General features: G+C 37.6%; 18 protein-coding genes. 12 read left to right on the top strand and 6 right to left on the bottom strand.

Annotated features, from left to right (window positions below; translation table 11 throughout):
* Positions 1-129: 129 nt before the first annotated feature.
* The 4 genes from H131_RS03615 to H131_RS03600 all read left to right on the top strand — a co-directional run bounded on the left by H131_RS03615 (position 130) and on the right by H131_RS03600 (position 3,384).
* Positions 130-702, top strand: a complete 573-nt coding sequence (locus H131_RS03615) for a dienelactone hydrolase family protein (RefSeq protein ID WP_010857695.1) — start codon at positions 130-132, stop codon at positions 700-702.
* Between the two features lie 27 nt (positions 703-729).
* Positions 730-1,686 carry a LytTR family transcriptional regulator DNA-binding domain-containing protein gene (locus H131_RS03610; protein ID WP_010857694.1) on the top strand — a complete coding sequence of 319 codons (957 nt, stop codon included), beginning with the start codon at positions 730-732 and terminating at the stop codon, positions 1,684-1,686.
* A gap of 145 nt (positions 1,687-1,831) precedes the next feature.
* Positions 1,832-2,680, top strand: a complete 849-nt coding sequence (locus H131_RS03605) for an ABC transporter ATP-binding protein (RefSeq protein ID WP_010857693.1) — start codon at positions 1,832-1,834, stop codon at positions 2,678-2,680.
* On the top strand, positions 2,677-3,384 hold the full coding sequence (locus H131_RS03600; RefSeq protein WP_010857692.1) for an ABC transporter permease: 708 nt from the start codon (positions 2,677-2,679) through the stop codon (positions 3,382-3,384). The genes H131_RS03605 and H131_RS03600 overlap by 4 nt, the downstream gene beginning before the upstream one ends.
* 553 nt (positions 3,385-3,937) lie before the next feature.
* On the opposite strand, the gene ldmS is transcribed toward H131_RS03600, so the two are convergent.
* Together ldmS and H131_RS03590 are read right to left on the bottom strand one after the other, a co-directional pair.
* Positions 3,938-5,092, bottom strand: a complete 1,155-nt coding sequence (ldmS, locus tag H131_RS03595; protein ID WP_010857691.1) for an L-aspartate--L-methionine ligase LdmS — start codon at positions 5,090-5,092, stop codon at positions 3,938-3,940.
* A 145-nt stretch (positions 5,093-5,237) separates the two neighbouring features.
* The gene (locus H131_RS03590) at positions 5,238-5,813 is read right to left on the bottom strand and encodes a GNAT family N-acetyltransferase (protein ID WP_010857690.1); all 576 of its coding nucleotides are present in this window, start codon (positions 5,811-5,813) and stop codon (positions 5,238-5,240) included.
* A 95-nt stretch (positions 5,814-5,908) separates the two neighbouring features.
* Between H131_RS03590 and pdxR the strand changes: the two genes are divergently transcribed.
* The 3 genes from pdxR to H131_RS03575 all read left to right on the top strand — a co-directional run bounded on the left by pdxR (position 5,909) and on the right by H131_RS03575 (position 9,629).
* Positions 5,909-7,270, top strand: a complete 1,362-nt coding sequence (gene pdxR / locus H131_RS03585; protein WP_010857689.1) for a MocR-like pyridoxine biosynthesis transcription factor PdxR — start codon at positions 5,909-5,911, stop codon at positions 7,268-7,270.
* A 160-nt stretch (positions 7,271-7,430) separates the two neighbouring features.
* Positions 7,431-8,240 (top strand): EcsC family protein, encoded by an 810-nt coding sequence (locus tag H131_RS03580; RefSeq protein WP_010857688.1) that lies wholly within the window; start codon positions 7,431-7,433, stop codon positions 8,238-8,240.
* A 114-nt stretch (positions 8,241-8,354) separates the two neighbouring features.
* Positions 8,355-9,629, top strand: coding sequence for a hypothetical protein (locus tag H131_RS03575; RefSeq protein WP_010857687.1), 1,275 nt, complete (start codon positions 8,355-8,357; stop codon positions 9,627-9,629).
* Between the two features lie 351 nt (positions 9,630-9,980).
* On the opposite strand, the gene H131_RS25190 is transcribed toward H131_RS03575, so the two are convergent.
* Entirely contained in the window at positions 9,981-10,103 is a 123-nt protein-coding gene (locus H131_RS25190) for an alcohol dehydrogenase catalytic domain-containing protein (RefSeq protein ID WP_010857685.1), read from the bottom strand.
* Positions 10,104-10,269: 166 nt separating this feature from the next.
* Here H131_RS25190 and H131_RS03570 point away from each other — a divergent pair, with 166 nt between their 5' ends.
* The 5 genes from H131_RS03570 to H131_RS03550 all read left to right on the top strand — a co-directional run bounded on the left by H131_RS03570 (position 10,270) and on the right by H131_RS03550 (position 16,387).
* Positions 10,270-10,890: a hypothetical protein gene (locus tag H131_RS03570; protein ID WP_010857684.1), complete on the top strand. Its 621-nt coding sequence runs from the start codon at positions 10,270-10,272 to the stop codon at positions 10,888-10,890.
* Between the two features lie 250 nt (positions 10,891-11,140).
* Positions 11,141-12,133 carry a LacI family DNA-binding transcriptional regulator gene (locus H131_RS03565; RefSeq protein WP_010857683.1) on the top strand — a complete coding sequence of 331 codons (993 nt, stop codon included), beginning with the start codon at positions 11,141-11,143 and terminating at the stop codon, positions 12,131-12,133.
* Between the two features lie 237 nt (positions 12,134-12,370).
* Positions 12,371-13,753, top strand: a complete 1,383-nt coding sequence (locus tag H131_RS03560) for a hypothetical protein (RefSeq protein WP_010857682.1) — start codon at positions 12,371-12,373, stop codon at positions 13,751-13,753.
* Between the two features lie 18 nt (positions 13,754-13,771).
* Positions 13,772-15,193 carry an aldehyde dehydrogenase family protein gene (locus H131_RS03555; protein ID WP_010857681.1) on the top strand — a complete coding sequence of 474 codons (1,422 nt, stop codon included), beginning with the start codon at positions 13,772-13,774 and terminating at the stop codon, positions 15,191-15,193.
* Positions 15,194-15,205: 12 nt separating this feature from the next.
* Positions 15,206-16,387 carry an iron-containing alcohol dehydrogenase gene (locus tag H131_RS03550; protein WP_010857680.1) on the top strand — a complete coding sequence of 394 codons (1,182 nt, stop codon included), beginning with the start codon at positions 15,206-15,208 and terminating at the stop codon, positions 16,385-16,387.
* A gap of 457 nt (positions 16,388-16,844) precedes the next feature.
* Here the strand turns inward: H131_RS03550 and H131_RS03545 are convergent, their stop codons facing one another.
* The 3 genes from H131_RS03545 to H131_RS03535 form a co-directional block, all read right to left on the bottom strand.
* Entirely contained in the window at positions 16,845-18,029 is a 1,185-nt protein-coding gene (locus tag H131_RS03545; RefSeq protein WP_010857679.1) for an NAD(P)/FAD-dependent oxidoreductase, read from the bottom strand.
* Positions 18,030-18,074: 45 nt separating this feature from the next.
* Complete coding sequence (locus H131_RS03540; RefSeq protein ID WP_010857678.1) at positions 18,075-18,503, bottom strand: helical membrane plugin domain-containing protein; 429 nt, start codon at positions 18,501-18,503, stop codon at positions 18,075-18,077.
* A 458-nt stretch (positions 18,504-18,961) separates the two neighbouring features.
* Positions 18,962-19,585, bottom strand: a complete 624-nt coding sequence (locus tag H131_RS03535; RefSeq protein ID WP_010857677.1) for a TetR/AcrR family transcriptional regulator — start codon at positions 19,583-19,585, stop codon at positions 18,962-18,964.
* Between the last annotated feature and the right edge of the window lie 30 nt (positions 19,586-19,615).

Here is a 19,615-nt window from a genome sequence, read left to right as displayed (position 1 = left end):
ATTAAAAGCTATTTATCCACATATAAAACAACCAACACATTCAAATCCATAAATTTACTTTTAATGGATGAAATATACGATGCTATTACTTTTTGTTACACTATTTGAAAAAGCAAAAAAGGAGTCTCCATGAATAGAAAAAATAGAAAAATATTTATTTTACACGAAATTTATGGCGTGAATGACTTTATCCAAGAACAGGCTGTTGCATTTATCGATGAGCATACTGAAGTAGAATGTGTCCATCTTTACTCAGATGAAAAATGTTTCTCCTATGCGCAGGAAAAAGAAGCTTACCTGTATTTCACAAATGAAATTGGCTTCGACACTCCAGTAGAGAAGCTGGTTAAACAACTAAGAGTCGCCATCCAACAATATGACAAAGTAATTGTAATTGGCTTTAGTGTAGGCGCAACTATTGCTTGGCAACTTTCTACACTGCCGCTGCATCGCGTTGTTTGTGTCTATGGCTCGCGAATTCGTCAATATCTTGACCTACAGCCAAGCTGCCCTACACTCATTGTTTTACCAAGTCTTGAAAAAAGTTTCAATGTTCAAGACATGAAAAACGCACTAAACCACATACATTTTGTACAAACTATTCAATTCGCTGGTGAGCATGGATTTATGTATTGTCATAACGTAACATTTCATCGCGAGAGTGCTATTCAGGCACACATGTCTATAAAAAATTTTTTATAAATCTATTATCTGGTGGAGGCTATCACTTTGAATCAACAGCAACTTTTAGAAATCGATCCTTACACTGAATCAGGAAATGTCATCTATCCAAGCTTTCAACTTCCTTTACATACAGGAGCGATTATCGGTATTTATACGGATGTAACGAAAATTAATACTTTGATGCACTGGTTTACAAAACAAGGAGATACATATACACATGTACGTGAGAGTGCATTATATGAACGACTTACTGTAAGCGAATATATACTTTTTTCTATGAAGCTTTTTACAGCGCCTCTGCACAATAAAGAGGAGGCATTAAAGCTGTTTTCTTTATCTGACCAAAAAAACAATAAGGTTCATAAGCTTCAAAATGGGGAAAAACAACGTTTGAAATTGTTACATACATATCTCAGTGCAGCACCCATTCAAATTATCGAGGAGCCCTTTCAAAACTTAGATGAATTTTCAAAGCAAAATGTACTTCAGCTTTTGATGGCCCTTCAAAAACAAGACAAGACAATTGTTTTACTGTCAAACAACTTGGAGGATTTAATTATTTCGTGTAACGAAATATATAGATTGGATGCGTTAGGTTTACATGCACTTGATGTGAAAGAGGATGAAATTGAAATAATTTCCACCCCTATTGAAAATGCACCCATAAGGCTTGATAAAATCCCAACAAAGAAAAATGACAAAATCATTTTGTTTAATCCCCCTGAAATTGATTACATTGAAAGTGTGGAAGGTATTGTTTACGTTTATGTTGCGGGCGAAGCCTATCCTTGCACATTATCGCTCAATGATTTAGAACAGAAATTGACACCATTCGGCTTTTTTAGAAGCCATCGATCTTATATCGTTAATTTACAAAAAGTACGTGAAATCATTACTTGGACTCGCAATAGCTACAGCCTAGCTTTAAACAGTAACGAAAAAACGATTGTACCTTTGTCGAAAAATAAGCTAGCAGATTTAAAGGATATCCTCGGAATATAGTAGATTTCCCAGGAAATAAACGACTCCTGTCACATAGCTATTTCTCCACTGATGGGCATTTTTCTGCCTTTCACCTGTGATTTAATGTCTTGTTCAGCATTATCCATTAAAGTGAAGACATCAACAACACACAGGAGGTTTGAACATGGAGACAGTGATTGATGTTCAGCATTTGAAAAAATCATTTAATAAGGAAGTAGCATTACAGGATGTTTCATTCTCTATTCAAAAAGGAGAAATTTTTGGATTCCTTGGACCAAGCGGCTCCGGTAAAACGACAACCATTAAAATTTTGACAGCACAAACTGAAAGTAGCGCAGGAAATGTTTCTTTATTTGGTCGCCCTGCTAATGCAATGAAACAAAGTCATAACAGAAAACGGTTTGGTATTTTAACAGATAACAGTGGACTTTATACGAGACTTTCAATTGAAGAAAATTTATTACTCTATAGTAATTTATATCAACTTTCTAGTTCGGCCGTAAAAGAAGCATTAGATTTTGTCAATTTGTATCCTGAGCGAAAAAAGAAAATCAGTCAGCTATCTAAGGGGATGATTCAGCGTGTTACACTTGCCCGTGCGATTATGCATAAACCAGAATTATTATTTTTAGATGAACCAACTTCTGCACTAGATCCTGTAAATACACAACATATTTATAATGGGTTACGCAAGTTAAATGAAATGGGCACTACAATCTTTTTAACAACACATGATATGAGTGAAGCCGAGATACTTTGTGATCGTGTAGCCTTTTTACATCAAGGAAAAATTCGTGCTATCGGTTCTCCAAAGCAATTAAAAAAAGAATTCGGGGATGATTCCATTACAGTAGAATTGCAAAATGGAGAGAGTACAACGATTCAAAAAGGAGCACAAGATGCACAGAAACTGTATTCTTGGATGAAATCAGAAGAAGTTGTGCGCATTTTTACAAACGAGCCAACATTAGGTGATATTTTTATGCAAATAACAGGGAGTGATTTAGTATGAACATTTCAATGACACGTATTCAAGCCATTTTTATGAAGGATTACAAGGAGTTTTCACGTAATTATGCAGTATCGACGATGGTATTACTACCACTTATTTTAGCCTTTCTTTACAAGAAAATAGGAGTAAACGATATAAGTTCCTACTTTTTACCAATAAATTTGACATTTGCTGTTGTAACGGCTTATGTACAATGTTGCTTAATCGCTGAAGAAAAGGAGAAGAATACGCTCAGAAGTTTGATGCTATCTCCTGCCTCGCTTGCAGATATTTTAATAGGAAAAAGCTTATTTGTCTTTATTGTTTCTCTTATTGTTGTAACCATGACTATTTTTCTTATCGGCTATAATCCTGCTAGCGTTGTCATTTTAGCCATTGCACTAGTGCTTTCTACAATTTTTTATATTGCTTTAGGAACACTATGTGGATTATTTGCAAAAACAATTATGGAAGCATCCATTATCGTGCTACCTGTCATGTTTATTTTCTCATTCGGACCGATTGCTTTAGCGTTTTCCACTACTTATCCAATCTTAAAAGTTGCCGAGTGGCTACCAAGTTCTCAACTGGTCATTCTAGGAGAAGCTTTGGAAAGTAACTACACAACAATGGGTGTGCTAATTCCATTGGCTACAATCGTCATATGGTCACTATTAACTTGGGTTGTCACAGGATTTATCTATAAAAAAAGAATGGTCGATTAATGACCATTCAGATTGACAAAAGGTATTCGGAATAAATACATGCCGAATACCTTTTGTCATTTTAACAGAAATAGGAGTTACAAATAGCCCCTATTAACGACAGTAGTACGCTACGAGCAACTATTTCCTGCCATTTTTGAACTTTGCCATGTCCAATTAGCTAGCTTCTTCAAATTCAAGGCAGCAAATACAAGTTCAATTTTCCATGAGTCCACCCGGTCTTGATTCAGCTCTTCTTGACGTTTTGCCTCATATACACGCGTTTCCTTGCACACGATTTTCTTTTAAATTTATGCCGTTTCGCACGCGCTTTCACATGTATCGAATCAATAAAGACATGGTCAGCGCTCCATAATCCTTGATCCGCAATTTCTTTAAAATGCGATAGAAAATCTGTTCAAATATAACTGAGTCTTGAAAACGACATTCTATTTACCGATAGACGTACACTAGTTGATTGGAGTGCAGGCGGCGACTTCTGCGGGAATAGCATGAGCGAAAAGCGTCCGCCGTAGCGCAAATCAACGGGTTTATATAGATACTTCTTTTTCTATTAATATAGTAACTGTTGTTCAAGTTTCTCAATTTCTTCTAGTGTATCGGCGTACCAAACACCAACAAATCTTGATTGTACTGGCTCGGCAAAATAATCTCCATCATAAAAGGATAACGGAAATAGAACGCCCTGATTTACGAAGTTCTCTATTTTTTGAAAGAATGCTCCATTTTCTTTAATGTCTTTTGCTGCATAAGAGGTGAATTTATTGATTGGCTTCCCAAGTGCCTCATGGAACATCAGCATGGAAGTAGAGCCATTTTGGCGGAAATTCAAATCAATCGCCTGCACATCCCCAGCCTCTGTTACTATCAAATCAAAGCCCGCTACGCCCACAAAGCCCTCTGCAACACCTTGTTCCATAATATGTCGGCCTACTTCAATTACTTTTTCTGGTACTTCATCCACAATGACATTTCCTTCATAAATACCATTGTCATCTGTCATTTGTTGAGAAGCCCCTAAATATTGAATACCTAACTCCCCTGAATAAGCAAACTGACAGCTAAAATTGTCCTTTGCCTGCAATAGCTCTTCAATAATAATACTGTCAGTACCTGTCATACGAAATTGCCGTAAACCCTCTGTTAGCTCATCTTTATTTTGGCAAATGATGACCCCATACCCACCAGAGGTTGGAGAATCATCTCCAGGCTTCAACACAACAGGAGGCTGCCAATTTTTGATCGCATCTGAAAGTTTGTAAAGTTCTACATTTAAACGACTTGGCACAAATTTACTATCAATTAAATGATCAATGTAGGCCTTTGTATTTAACTTATTAAATTTTTCAGCGTCCATCCAATAACAATCGCGAGTCATGTGCTCTATCTCATGTAAATATTGACAGACAATCGTCTTCCCTTCATCACACCAAGTTTGGATATGGGCTAAGTATTCTTCTTGTGTTTCATAAGTATATGGTTGCTCCACCCAAGGTAAACCTGCCAAATCATGAAGCTTCTGTGCTTTATCACTCTGTGTTGCTCGATGGACTAACACTGGTATATCCGCAATGGCCACTTCCCTTGAAGTCAATGCATCTAGTTTATGTGCATCATCCATCATCCATGGATTATCACTATACGGTGTACGTGGCGTATAAACAGCGTTCTCACCATAAATTTGTCGTAATGTTAATTTAGGTTCCATATAGATTACTCCCTTTCAAGTCATAAATAGTTTTCAAGTAATCTACCCCTAAACCACAGTACTCACACTTTAATGGGAGAAACCTAGCTTAATCGATTAGAAATTATCCATTTTAATCCATATATTTAGTTGTTTAAACTAGTATTTACTTAATTAATTCTCCCAAATGTCTTTTCACTTCGGGCCATTCTTCTAAAGTGATGCTATACATCACTGTATGACGAGCTGTACCATCCTTGCGAATCATATGGTTGCGCAGAACACCTTCTTTTGTCGCTCCAATACGTTCAATCGCCCGTTGAGAACGTAAATTTTCTAGGTCTGTCTTTATTTGTACACGTTGTAAATCGAGCACTTCGAAGCAATATTGTAATAATAAGTACTTGCAGTTTGTATTGACAGCTGTGCGCCAAAAAGTAGGTGTAATCCATGTATTCCCTATTTCGAGACGTTTGTGCTTGTCGTCAATATCCATAAAGCGCGTTGAGCCTACAATTTTTCCCGAGCGTTTTTCCACAATAGCAAATGGAAATTCTTTTTTCTTCATCTTCTCCGTTAAAGCTTTGTCCACAAAGTTATGCACATCACTCTCCTGTTCAATCGTTGTGGACAAATACGACCAAATCTCTGGAAAACTCCCAGCAGCTAATACCCCTGAAACATCTTCTTTTGTTATGGGTTTTAATAATACAATGGCATTTTCCAATGCTGTAAATTGCATCTCTTTCACTCCTTTTTCAATTATTTAACTTCAATTTTGATATGATGAATATAACCAATTTAACAAAACAACACCATACCAGGAGGTTTAATAGCATGGAACTTTCTATATCATTCTTTGGAAATTCCCCAAAATATGTACAAATATATGAGCAAATTAAACAAGCAATTCTCATGAAAAAGCTATCTCCACACGAACAATTACCTTCAAAACGTATGCTAGCCAATACACTCAATGTCAGTATCCATACCATTAAAGAAGCATATGAGCAGTTGCTTGCAGAAGGGTATATTTATAGTAAAGAGCGCTCAGGTTACTTTATTGCTTCCTTCGAGTTTGAGTGGCTACAACTACCGAAAAAAGAAAAGCCCGCTCCCCTAAAAACAACTATAAATACTATTAAATTTGATTTTCACAATGGACATGTAGACAAACAGGCTTTTCCATTTTCGACATGGCATAAATTAATGAAAAAACACTTCCATGCAAATAATTTATCAATCAGTCCTTGGCAAGGCGAAGATATATTACGAGAGAAAATTGCCCAGTATGTTGGACGTTCAAGGGGCGTTATTTGTGAAGCATCGCAAGTGTTTGTGTATAGTGGTACACAAACACAGCTACAGGCCCTTTGTCATTTTTTTGGTCAACAATCGCATGTTGGCTTAGAGGAGCCTGGTTTTAAAAGAGTACGTGCCACTTTGCATCAATGTGGTTTACCGATTCATGCTATTCCTGTTGATAACTCAGGTATCACGGTACCGAAAGAAGTAGTCCACATGTTATACACAACGCCGGCTCACCAGTTTCCACTTGGTATGGTGATGTCGATTGAAAGGCGGACAGACCTCTTACAGTGGGCGACATCAAATGAGGCATTTATCATTGAAGATGATTATGATTCGGAATATCGCTACAAGGGGCTTCCTATTCCCTCTCTTGCGAAACTGGATCAACTACAGCGAGTCATATATTTTGGCACATTTTCAAGAATTCTCATTCCATCCCTGCGCATTAGTTATATGATTTTACCGAAGTCACTTGCCGAGGCATTCACTATTTTCAACCAAGAACAAAGGTCTACTGTCTCTAAAATAGATCAGCTCATACTCGCTGATTTCATTGAACAAGGATTATTCGAAAAGCACCTTGCTAAAATGCGCACCATTTATCGCAAAAAACAACAGGCATTATTAACTGCCATTAGCACCTATTTCTCCAAAGAGTTTAAAGTAATCGGGGAAAAATCTGGTTTACATATTATTATAGAATTACCAAAGAGGCTCTCTGAATATGAAGGGCTTCAACGTGCTCAGTCAGCTGGAATTAACGTATATCCTTGTTCTACTTCCTTTCAGCACTCTTCTGAAAATGCCATGATTATTATTGGCTATGGTGGTTTAAGCATACAGCAAATTGAAGAAGGGATTGCTTTGCTCGCTAAAGCATGGCAATAATTCACACGCATTTGTTGCGAGTAAAAACTCCACGGACTTTTAAAATTGCCATAAATGCTAGAAAACGAAACCTTTTATATTATTTATCGTATTCTATTTAAAGTGAGCTTTAAACAATGGGAAATGTAGGATAAATGCACAGATAAGGGGAATCGGCGAATTGGAGAAGAAAGAAGAATTAGAAATTCAGTTACAAACCATTCAAGCATGGGAGAAAGATCAAAAGGGGTTATGGTTTTGGGAGAAACTAGGGCGTATACCGTTTAAAATATTAGATAAAATGACACCGGCTTTCATTCAAAATAAAATAGCTGTATTGGTCGATGAATTAGGAAACTATATTCAATCTGGTGGAAAGTATTTAATTAACGAGCACTCAATGCTTCAAAAAATACGCAATGCCTCTTCCTATAAAGATATTTTTACCATTTCGGATGTTGGTAAAATGCCTTTAGAAGACATGATTACCCTGAGTGACAAGCTTCAAAATGACCGGGTCAAGCTTGCAACAGTACAAGGTGCCTCTACTGGCATTGGTGGCATCTTTACGATGGCTATTGATATTCCTATGATCTTAGGCATGTCACTAAAAACACTGCAAGAGATCGCACTTATTCATGGCTATGATCCGAATGAAAAAATGGAGCGTATTTTCATTGTAAAGTGTTTACAATTTTCTTCTGCCGATATTGTTGGAAAGGAAGCTATATTAGAAGAACTTTCTTCTATGCATAAAGATAGTAATGCATCTGAAAATATGATTTCGCAGCTGCAAGGTTGGCAGGAAGTATTTTTTACCTATCGTGACCAAATGGGTTGGAAAAAGCTATTTCAAATGATTCCAATTGCTGGCATCATCTTTGGTGCATATGCTAATAAAGGAATGATTCAAGATGTTGCTGAAGCAGGTACTATGCTCTATCGAAAAAGACGAATCTGTGAAAAATTAACTGAACTTGAAAATCTTTAAAACAATTTGAACAATTTGCATCGTTAACTGAACATGAATAGTAGTTAGCTGAACCAGAAATAAGTGTAATAGCGTGATCTATCAATTATTAAAATACTATCGAGGAGTGATATTATGGCAACAATGTCTACCTTATCTGAAGCTACCCGATTTTTTAATGAACAATTTCCCGAAGGCAGTTCTTATAATTCAAGATACTCTCAAGTTTCTGCAATACGTTCTGGTTCCAATGGTCAAGATGCAAATTTACGCTTTCAAAGATTGGGTAACCAGCTACAGTTCTTAGCAAGTTTATATGATAAATTAACAGCTTCGTCCTCCCTTAAAGAAAGTGTTAAAACGGCAATTCTTGCTACATTAACTGCGATGGAGGATTTAAAGAACAGTGCTGGTCAATCACTCCTTCTTAGCAATGCTAACTTAGGCGGTTCTCCCTCTGGTGGCATTGTCTTAGCAGGTTTAGTCATAACTCGTACAGGTGTTTATCATGATTTAGATACAGCAAATAGAAATCGAATAGCCTTAGCCACAGATTCTTTAGCAAATCAAATTACCTCTTGGATGGATAGTTCTTCAAACCCAAGCTACAACGCTTTAGAGGATACGGTTAGTTGTTGGAGAAATCAAAGATTTGCTAACTTTGCTGTGAATGGCCCTATTCTTCACGTAGGGGGTCTAGGCTTATACTTAGATCTTTTAGCGAATTATAGTTCAGCTTCTTCATTCCCAAAATATCAAACACTTTATAATTACGGCGCTTACGTCATGGATAAATGGGCAACTTTAGACTCTTCTGGAACGCAAGCTTCACTTGCTATTGGTGGTTTACTTTCAATAAATTCTGGTCGCAAGTTCTTCCCTTCATCAGGATATAATGCGTATGTAGGAATGGGGTTAGCTTGGCTTGCCCATGGTGTTGCATATACAGGCAACCTTGGTACTATTCCTGATTCTCGCTTACTGTGTGATTCAAAAAAAATAAACAATTTTTATAGAAATGTTTTTCATTCTCAAGCTAACATGAAAGCTTATGAAATCAGTGAACCAGCAGATTTTACTGGTGGAAAATTAACTGAAGATACGATTCTTGCAGTTGTTGAACTAGGTTATACTAGAACTGAGATAGATCAGTTACTTGCTGGTCATATTGATAGTTCGACGGGCTATCTTTATACACTTTCTTGGAACGGTGACTCCGCTTTTTTAGTAGCACTGGACAAGGCTGTTCGAACTGCTGGGGAAACGGTGTTTTTAGAAACTGAAGCGACTGATGGCTCATCAGTCATTATTGCCTATTCTCGCGTAGGAGAGGCTGCAGCACATAGAGCTATGGCTGGATTTGCCGGTATGCTACAACGAGGTATCCCAACAGTAACTGATGGGAAGTAATGTAATACAGACAGATAGGATGACTCCGGCACTAACCGTGGTCATCTTATCCCCTCTTAAAGATTAATTAACATTCTTTTATTAAACGGACTATTTTTTGCATACAACACGTTGCACAGCATATTTTCTCATTATTAAAAGATGAAAATTTCCCAGTACCTATTGCTAAGGTTTTTGTTAATTCCATGACCCTCTGTATAATCATTGACTCAGGCACTAAAATTATCATACATCCTGTGGGATTTTAAAGACTACCTGCTCATTTGCTACCACATATTCTGCATATGCGCCGTTTTTCGGAAAGGCAATCACACACTCTCCATTTTTAAATAAACTACTATTATCAAAAACTTACTCTATCTCACCAGCAACATCTAAATCAAGAATCATTGGGAAATTTGCCTTGGCTTTATTCCCTGTGCGATTTTTAATATCCGCAAAATTAACACTCGTATACGTTGTACGAATTAACACTTCCCCTGCCGAAATAGTAGGTTTTGGACATTCAACATACTTAAAACAGACGTTGGCCCAAATTCATTAATAGTCATAGCCTTCATAATCCCACTCCTCCCTGTTATAGTTAAATTATAAAATAAAAAGGGATACATTTACATTTTAATATATGGGGGAAGTTCGAATGAATAGAAAGCCTAGAAAAGAAAAATATAATGGCCTAACTTACAACTTTTTTGAATTAAATAATGATAAAATCTGCTTCATGTTTTCTGGCACTGGTTACACATATGAAAAACCTCTTCTATACTATTCCACAGCATTAATGCTTGAGCTTGGCTATGATGTCGTGCAAATCTGTTATTCTTTTGGACAGCAACAATTGGAACAAGAGCCAAAAGCCATTTCAGAGATGGTGTATAGTGCAACAAATCCTATTGTGACTTTCGTTTTAAACAACAAACCTTATCAAGAAGCAGTGTACATAGGGAAATCACTCGGGACTTTACCAATCGTAGATTTTTATATGCAACAGGATACATCATGGTCTTCTCGATATGTACTATTTACACCACTTCTTGCACTCAACCATATCGTACAAAATTTGCAAGATAAACATGCCTTTTTGGCAATTGGTACAGCAGATCCACATTTCTCAAAAGAAAAATTGGACCAGCTCAACTCCCACCATCTTGCAATTGTAGAAAACGCCAACCATTCTCTAGAATTAGTAAACAATACACTAACATCCATGACGCTTTGTCAGACGCTGTTAAAAGAATTACAAATATTTATGCAAAAATGATACAGCTCAGCAACAGTAATGTACGAAAGTAAAGATCTGTGCCGCTCACTTATCTGTTGAAAATTTTTACTTAAAGAACTTTACTTTATCAACATCTATCTAATCAAGTGATTTAATCAAGATATTTCACTAGCTATTCCCCACAGATTTGTTTATTTCTTAGTTACTAATGCATCTATCAAGTAGTCACCTTACAAGATTAGCTGTATATTAGATGTATACATAGTCATTGTACGAAGGAGGTATTTTTTTGGTATCATCGAAGGATGTTGCAAAATATGCAGGTGTGTCACAAACAACCGTTTCGCGTGTGTTGAACACCCCTGAGTTGGTGAAAAAACCAACGCTCGATAAAGTAATGAACGCCATACAAGAATTGAATTACATTCCAAATGCACATGCGCGTTCACTTGTTCAAAATAAAACAGGTACCATTGTCCTTCTTTCTGGTCCGTTGCACAATCCTTTTTTCGTCGATACAACTACTGCAATCGTAAATTATGCGAATGAAATGGGCTACCGTGTTAATGTACAGTTTGTTAACGATAAAAAACTTTCTGAAGCTTATGCTACAGCAATTGAACATAAAGTAGACGGTATAATTTTGTCCTGTATTTTAATTGAAGATCCCTTTTTTGAGCAATTGAAACGAATGAATATTCCATTTATCACCTATAATCGCAAGCATAAAAACAATGAACATTTTGTTGAAATTGACAATTTTGAAGCAGGCTATTTAGCAGCGCAACATGTCATTAATCTAGGTCATAAACGGATTGCCTGGGTAGGTGGACCATTAACGGTTAGTACTTTTAATAATCGTTATCTTGGCTTCTTGCAAGCAATGCGAGATGCTTCTATAGACATTGCAGAGGCCTATATCTTTAATACAGACACCTCAAAATTGGATATTTCTCGTGCTTTTCAAACTTTAATGGCGCATCAACATCCCCCTACTGCCATATGTACTGGTGCTGATTCGCTCGCACTAAATTTATTAGACGATGCTATGCAGAACAATTTTGTAGTTCCTAAAGACCTGAGTATTATTGGAATAGATAACGTGGACTTAAGCCAACACGGAGCTATTCAACTAACGACAGTTGGTAGTATTTCAGAGCAAAATCTAGGTTTTATGGCAATAGAAAAATTAATTGAAATGATTGAAAATAAAAAAAATAGTTGCGTAAAAATTACGGAATCTGTTAAAGTGTTTGATAGAAGCACTACTCGGAAAATATAAAACAAACTTTCAATAAAGTTTGTTTTATATTTTATTACCAAATGAATACGTAACCATATCATTTTTTTATTACGTTAAATGGTTACGCATACATATATTTATACATTAATTGGTAGGTCATCCTTTTTTTATTCAAAAATGGTTACGTATTCATTGTAATTGTAAAGGGGCATGTTTCGTTTTATAGTTTTCTTATAATAAAGGGGTTATTTTTCACATTGAGGAGGAGAAATGTTTATGAAATGGAAAAATCGTAAGTACGGCGAAGAATCGCCTTATATTCCAGCGGGTCCTTTTAAAATCCGCTTGCCTTTTATTCACTATCGTTTTGAATGGCCAGATTATGTACAAGGGTTGTTAATGTGTGCTGTTGATTTGTCTGCAATTCCATTATTAACGACTTTACTCGGCATGCCATTCGAAGTAGCTTTAGCGATTATTGTATTAAATGGTTTGTTTTACTTAACGCATCACTTATTAGGGGATCCAGCAGTACCAGGCTGGATTACACCGGCAATTCCGCTTATTACATTGTATTGTCAGCAATTCCCTGAAGGTCCTGAACGTGTTCATGCGCTCATAGCCTTTCAGATGACACTCGGTTTGTTATCCATTTTCCTAGGTGCTACTGGCTTAGCCCAACGCGTCGTACGCCTAATCCCACCAGCAATGAAATCCGGCATTATTCTTGGTGCTGGACTTGCAGCTGTTATTTCGGTCTTCCAAGTTGGTGGACGATTTGAGACATTCCCATGGACAATCTCTATTGCAATCGGCATTGGATTTTACTTATTATTCTCAAAACATTTCTCCATTTTCCATAAACGAAACGCATTATGGGCAACTATTGCCAAGCTAGGAATTTTCCCAGTTATTCTTATTGCCGTTATCATTGCCCCCCTGTTCAGAGAGGCACCTTGGCCGTCTATTCAATTCGGGTTTTCAGCGCCAGATTTTATAACGCTTTGGAATGACTACACCGTATTTGGTTTAGGCTTACCACCATTCATGATGTTTATTACAGGCCTACCTACTGTATTAGCAACATATATCGTACTATTTGGTGATGTCTTACAAAATAAGGTATTGGTAGAAGATGGGTCAGCAGTTCGACCAGATGAAAAGCTTGAGTATAGCCCAAGTCGAGCACATTTAATCTTTGGTATACGTAATTCATTTATGAGTGTTTTAGGTCCTGACGTAACAATGTGTGGACCTACTTGGTCAGCTATGCAAGTTGTTATGATTGAGCGCTACAAAAAGGGGCGTAAGGCAATGGACTCTTTCTTCGGTGGAATCGGCTCCTTCCGATGGGGGACAAATACAGGTTTACTACTATTACCGATTGTCAGTCTGGTTGAACCAATTTTAGGTGTCGCACTAGCACTAACACTCTTAATTCAAGGTTATGTCAGTGTAAAAGTTGGAATTTTAGAGGCAAGAAGCCAAACAGATTTAGGGATTGCGGGTATTATTGCAGCTGTACTTTGTATTAAAGGCGCAGCATGGGCATTCGCAGTTGGTATTATTTTATGTTTATTGATTTATGGCAAAGACTTCTTTAAAGGTGAAGTCGACAAGACATTTACGAAAGACCAGTTGACTCAAGACGAAGCTTAATGATGGAAGGATGATTAGATGAAAAAGCAATATTATGTGAATGGTGAATGGAAAACTGCAAATCATTTTGCAGAGCTGCACTCCCCTTACTCTAAAGAGGTTATTGCCGAAATCTCTCAAGCTACACGTGAAGATGTTGAAGATGCAATTCAGTGTGCCTATCATGCAAATTCGGCAATGGCTGCATTAACAGCTTACGAGCGCGCAGCTATACTTGAACATATCACACAGCTCTTTATTGAACATCGTGTGAAGGCTGCTGAAATAATCGCCCTTGAAGCAGCGAAGCCTTTGCAATATGCATTAGGCGAAATCGATCGCACAATTGAAACCTATAAATTTGCAGCTGAAGAAGCGAAACGTCTTACTGGTGAAATGATTCCAATGGATGCAGCAAAAGGTGGTGCTGGGCGATTTGCCTATACGATTGAACAGCCTTTAGGTGTTATTGGTGCTATCACGCCATTTAATTTCCCGCAAAATTTAGTGGCACATAAAGTAGGCCCTGCTATTGCAGCGGGTAACACGATTGTCTTAAAGCCCGCTTCTCAAACGCCACTTTCTGCGCTATTTTTGGCAGAGCTAATTGATCAAACTGCCCTACCGAAAGGGGCTTTCAATGTCTTAACAGGTAGTGGTAAAACTGTCGGAGACGCACTTGTAGATAGTGACAAAGTTAAAATGATTACATTCACAGGTAGTCCTGCAGTTGGTATTGGCATTCGTGAAAAAGCAGGCCTAAAGAAGGTTGCCCTAGAATTAGGCTCCAATGCAGGTCTTATTATAGATCGCAATGTAGACTTAGATGAAATCGTGCCTAAGTGCGTTATGGGGGCTTTTTCAAATCAAGGTCAAGTATGTATTTCATTGCAGCGCGTATATGTATTAGACGAATTATTCGAGGCGTTTACTGAAAAATTCACAGCTGCAACAAAACAATTAAAGATTGGTAATCCTCTTGAAGACTCAACAGATATTTCTGCAATGATTCATCCTGATGAGCAAGATCGTGCTATGAACTGGGTGCAAGAGGCAACCCAAGCTGGAGCAGAACTTCTAACTGGTGGCACTGTTGAAAATGGTGTATTTTTACCAACCATTTTAACGAATGTAGCCTCTACATTAAAAGTTTCATGCCAAGAGGTTTTCGCACCTATCATCATCATCAATCGTGTTTCTTCTATTGAAGAGGCTATATCAGCTATTAATGATTCGAGCTATGGCTTACAGGCGGGCATTTTCACAAAGGATATTCAAACAGCCTTTACTGCTTCCAAGCAGCTTGAAGTGGGCGGTGTTATCATTAATGACATTCCCACATACCGTGTCGATCAAATGCCATATGGCGGTGTTAAGGAAAGTGGTACAGGTAAGGAAGGTTTAAAATACGCAATTCATGAAATGACAGAAACAAAATTGGTCGTTTGGAATCAGCAATAAGGAGTGGCTATTATGTCTGAAAAAATTACATTTGCCCCTATTAGCTATACAGGCTGGGGTTCATTATCTCATCTATTAGATGAAGTAAAACGTTTTAAAGCAAGTAAAATATTAGTAGTAACCGATCCTTTTCTTAAGGATATAGGTCTGACAAATCAGGTGACAGAGCCGTTAGAGGCTGAAGGTTACCCCATCGAAATTTATACAGAAGTTGTTCCTGAACCACCATTAGCAATTGGGGAAAAATTAGTTGCTCATACACGTGACAATGCTTTTGATTTAGTCATTGGAGTGGGCGGTGGTAGTGCACTGGATTTAGCAAAATTAGCTGGTGTACTTGCATCACATGAAGGCGATGTCGCGGATTATTTAAATTTAACAGGTACAAAACAAATCACGGAAAAAGGAATTCCTACGATATTAATTCCCACAACTTCAGGAACAGGCTCAGAAATTACGAATATCTCTGTGCTTTCTCTTGAAACAACAAAGGATGTGGTGACGCATGACAACTTATTAGCTGATGTTGCCATTGTCGATCCTGCCCTGACTATTTCTCTACCACCGAAAGTAACTGCCGCAACTGGCGTTGATGCTTTAACACATGCAGTAGAATCTTATATTTCTAAAAATGCTAGCCCTGTTTCAGATGCTTTGGCATTACAAGCTATTCGCCTAATTAGTAATTCGATTCGAACAGCTGTTGCGAATGGCCAAGATAAACAAGCACGAACTGATATGAGCTACGGTAGTTATCTTGCAGGGATTGCCTTCTTTAACGCCGGTGTAGCTGGGGTCCATGCACTTGCTTACCCTCTTGGTGGTCAATTTCACATAGCACACGGTGATTCCAATGCAGTATTACTTCCTTATGTAATGGGTTATATTCGCCAAAGTTGTGAAAAACGAATGAAAGACATTTATGATGCAATGGGCTTTAGTTCAGTAAATATTTCTCAGGAAGAAGCATCCTATAAATGTGTAGCAGAATTAAAACGTTTAGTTGAAGATGTGGGTATCCCTTCTTCCTTAAAAGGCTTTAACATCCCAGAAGATGCTTTACAAAGTCTAACAAATGATGGAATTGAACAACGTCGTATTTTAGCACGAAGTCCAATGCCTTTATTAAAAGAGGATATTTATACGATTTACAAAGCTGCTTTCGACGGCATAATTGTAGAACCTTCGAAATAGGTGACAAATAAAGGGGCCGTTTAATAAGTCCTTCTACAATGTGAAAATATAATAAGAATCTGCTCGTGTTCTGCGCGTAAGCAGCAAGTCTCCTCGACGTTCAGCGTCTATAAGGATTCTTGCCTTGCTTACTTATCGCGGAAATCCGGCAGATTCTTTTTTATGGGTCAACTGCCGTAACGCTCCGCTACAACTTCGCTCTTTAAGTGGCATGAAGACTAAAGTCGTCACGTCCTGTGGCAACGCCTTCGAGACCAACACCTGTTGCTGTCGCTTCGCACATAAAACACCTGTTGCCCTGATGTGGCTCACGCCTTGCCCGCGAAAAGCGTCCACCGTAGCGGAAATCAACGGGTTCATAAAAAAAAAAGACTTTAGACAAACTCAAAAAATTGAGTTTGTCTAAAGTCTGAAACGCTCCCCCCATATTGGTGAGAGCGTTTTTTAAGACTCAATCTTAGTATGCTAAGCCAAATAAAGCTTTGATATGTGTAAGATAGCGAATGTTAGACGCTTCTTTCATTAGTGTAGCAGGAAGTCCTTTAAGTTGCGTATTGTTAGCACCCACTGTTGCTACAGCATCTTTGCGACCTAAGCTTGCAAGTGTACCAGAGTTAACTGCTGAGAATGGCTTCAACTCTTGGTTTTTGTATTGTGCGAATAAGTTGTAACCAGCGCATTCACCCATTTGCCATGCAACTTGTGCAGTTGGCGCGTAAAGTGGACGTCCACCGTCAGCTGGCAATGCAACAGATGCGTCACCGATTACGAATACATCAGCATGTGATGTAGATTGTAAGAAATCGTTAATAGTTGCTTTACCGCGGTCAGCAGCAAGACCTGATTCACCTACTAGTGGAAGTGGAGCTACTCCTCCAGTCCATACAAGTGTGTTTGCAACGAGTGGCTCGCGATCTTTAAGTGAGATTACATTACCGTCAACGCCAGTAACTGGTGTACCTGTAATGAATTCAACACCACGTTTTGTTAAGCTTTCAGTAGCGCGCTCAATAAGCACATCTGGAAGTACTGGTAAGATTTTCGGACCAGCCTCAACAAGTTTGATTTTAAGGTCAGCAAAGTTAACGCCGTGTTTTGCTGCAATTTTAGGGAAGTTGTCCACGATTTCGCCAACAAGCTCGACACCTGTTAAACCGCCACCACCGATAACGATTGTTGCATCCGCTTCATCTTTAGACTGTGCGTATGCTTTAATGCGGTCTTCGATATGTTTGTTAATTTTGTTTGCATCGTTTACTGATTTAAGAACCATCGAGTTTTCTTCTAATCCTGGAATACCGAAGAAACCTGTTTGACTACCTAGTGATACTACTAAAGTATCATAAGGTAATGTGTAACCAGTGTCTAAGTCTACTTTTTTAGTGTCTACGTTGAATTTTGTTACTTTTGCAATCTCTAGATTAATATCTAAACCTTTGAAGATTTTTTTAAGTGGTAATGCTACAGCACCCTCTGCAATAGTTCCCCCAGCTAAACGGTGAAGCTCTGTGATGATTTGATGTGTTGGAAATTGGTTAACTACTGTAATTTTAGCTTCATCAGCTGATAAATACTTACGTGCAGTTAATGCAGTTAAAACACCAGCGTAACCAGCACCTAAGATGACGATTTCTTTTGACATTATTAATTAATCCTCCGTCCTTACGAATTAAGTGTATCTCTAGTCTTATTTAGATTGACGTTCAGCGTTTACTTGTAAAAAAGCATTTACAAAACGGAAAACACCTTGAACTTGAGGGTCTTTTAGCATTTTTACAAGACCAAATAAACCGATAACTTCTTGGCTTTCAGCAGCACGGTCTTTCGCTTCAATTGCAGTAGCTGCAAGATTTTTAGCTGTATCGACAACTGGACCAGCCATTTCTGTAACAGCACCAACAGTATCATTTTTTAGAACTTCATCTGTTGCAACTGCTTGTGCAAACTCATATGATTTTGTTAGTAACGTCATCATTTCAGTTAACTTTGGTAGTTGCTCAACTAAAGTTGTTAGAGATTCTTGTACCTCAGGCTTTAATAGTTGGTCTAGTACATCTAGTTGTTCTTGACTCACAGTTAATTGTTCAGATTGTGCTTGGTTATTCGTTTCTGACATTTTGAACTCTCCTTTGCCATCACTATTACTATTTTTATATTACTTCCATGTAAAAAAGACCATTAAGCGATCTCTTAACAGTCGTTACAGCGGATATCTTACACATTCACCAGTCACAAGGGCTGGATAGCAGTTACTATCATTAGTTATTACAATGTTAACTTCATTTTGCAAAAAGCACATCACAATTCCATCCTTATCTTGTCTTGGTGACATTATAATCTTCATTATAAAGCTGTTTGTACATTATTTCAATCAGCTAAATCACAATTTCGACAATATTTTCGAGATTCATTGATTTTGTCAACTATTTGTTGTTGATAAAGATATCTTTTTGTCCATTTTGTTAAAAAATACAAATCCATAATTCTCTTTTTTTAGCCGATGCGGTAATAAATATTTTACATGCAATAGTAATATATTTTACTTTTTCCAAAAAAACATTCAACTAGCAAAACTTATGACAACTTTTGAACAGACAGCCAGAAAAAATCAACAATCTCTTTTGCAGCTTCGGTTTCTGTTTGAAATAGTCGCTTACCTTCTCCATCTTTAAAATAGCCAACTGATATGATCGCCATAAAGGTATGTGCAAAAAATTGAGCATCTCCTTTGCGAATTGTCCCCTTGTCCATTTCGCTTTGCATCGCGTACTCAATAGTTTTATACATTTCATTTTCCGAGGCATGAACTTTTTTTAATTGTATTTCTGTTAAATTAATTGTGGCTTCCCGCATAAAGTTTTTCATATCAATATCCAATGTTGCAGATAAATGTATCTCGACTAGTTGCTCTAATCGCTCTTTAAATGATGTAGGCTGCTCTAATATCTGTATAATATGTAGCCGTATTCTTTTCATCATTTCGATTAATGCCGAGGTATATAACTCCCCTTTAGTCGGGTAATAGTAATAAATAGTTGCTTTAGTAATATTACATGCTTTCGCTACATCGTCCATTGAAACATTCTTATAGCCATCTTTTATAAAAAGTCTTGTTGCAGTCTCGAGTACAAGATCTTTAGTTGGTTTAGCATTGTCATCATGGCGAGGCCTTCCTAGAACACGCGGTGATTGTTTCAACAAGTTCGCCCCCTTATAACGTATTATTTT

It is taken from the genome of Lysinibacillus sphaericus OT4b.31 (assembly GCF_000392615.1).
GTDB classification, from domain to species: domain Bacteria; phylum Bacillota; class Bacilli; order Bacillales_A; family Planococcaceae; genus Lysinibacillus; species Lysinibacillus sphaericus_B.
Note: the sequence above shows the minus strand (reverse complement) of the source record. Positions and strands in the feature narration are given on the sequence as shown.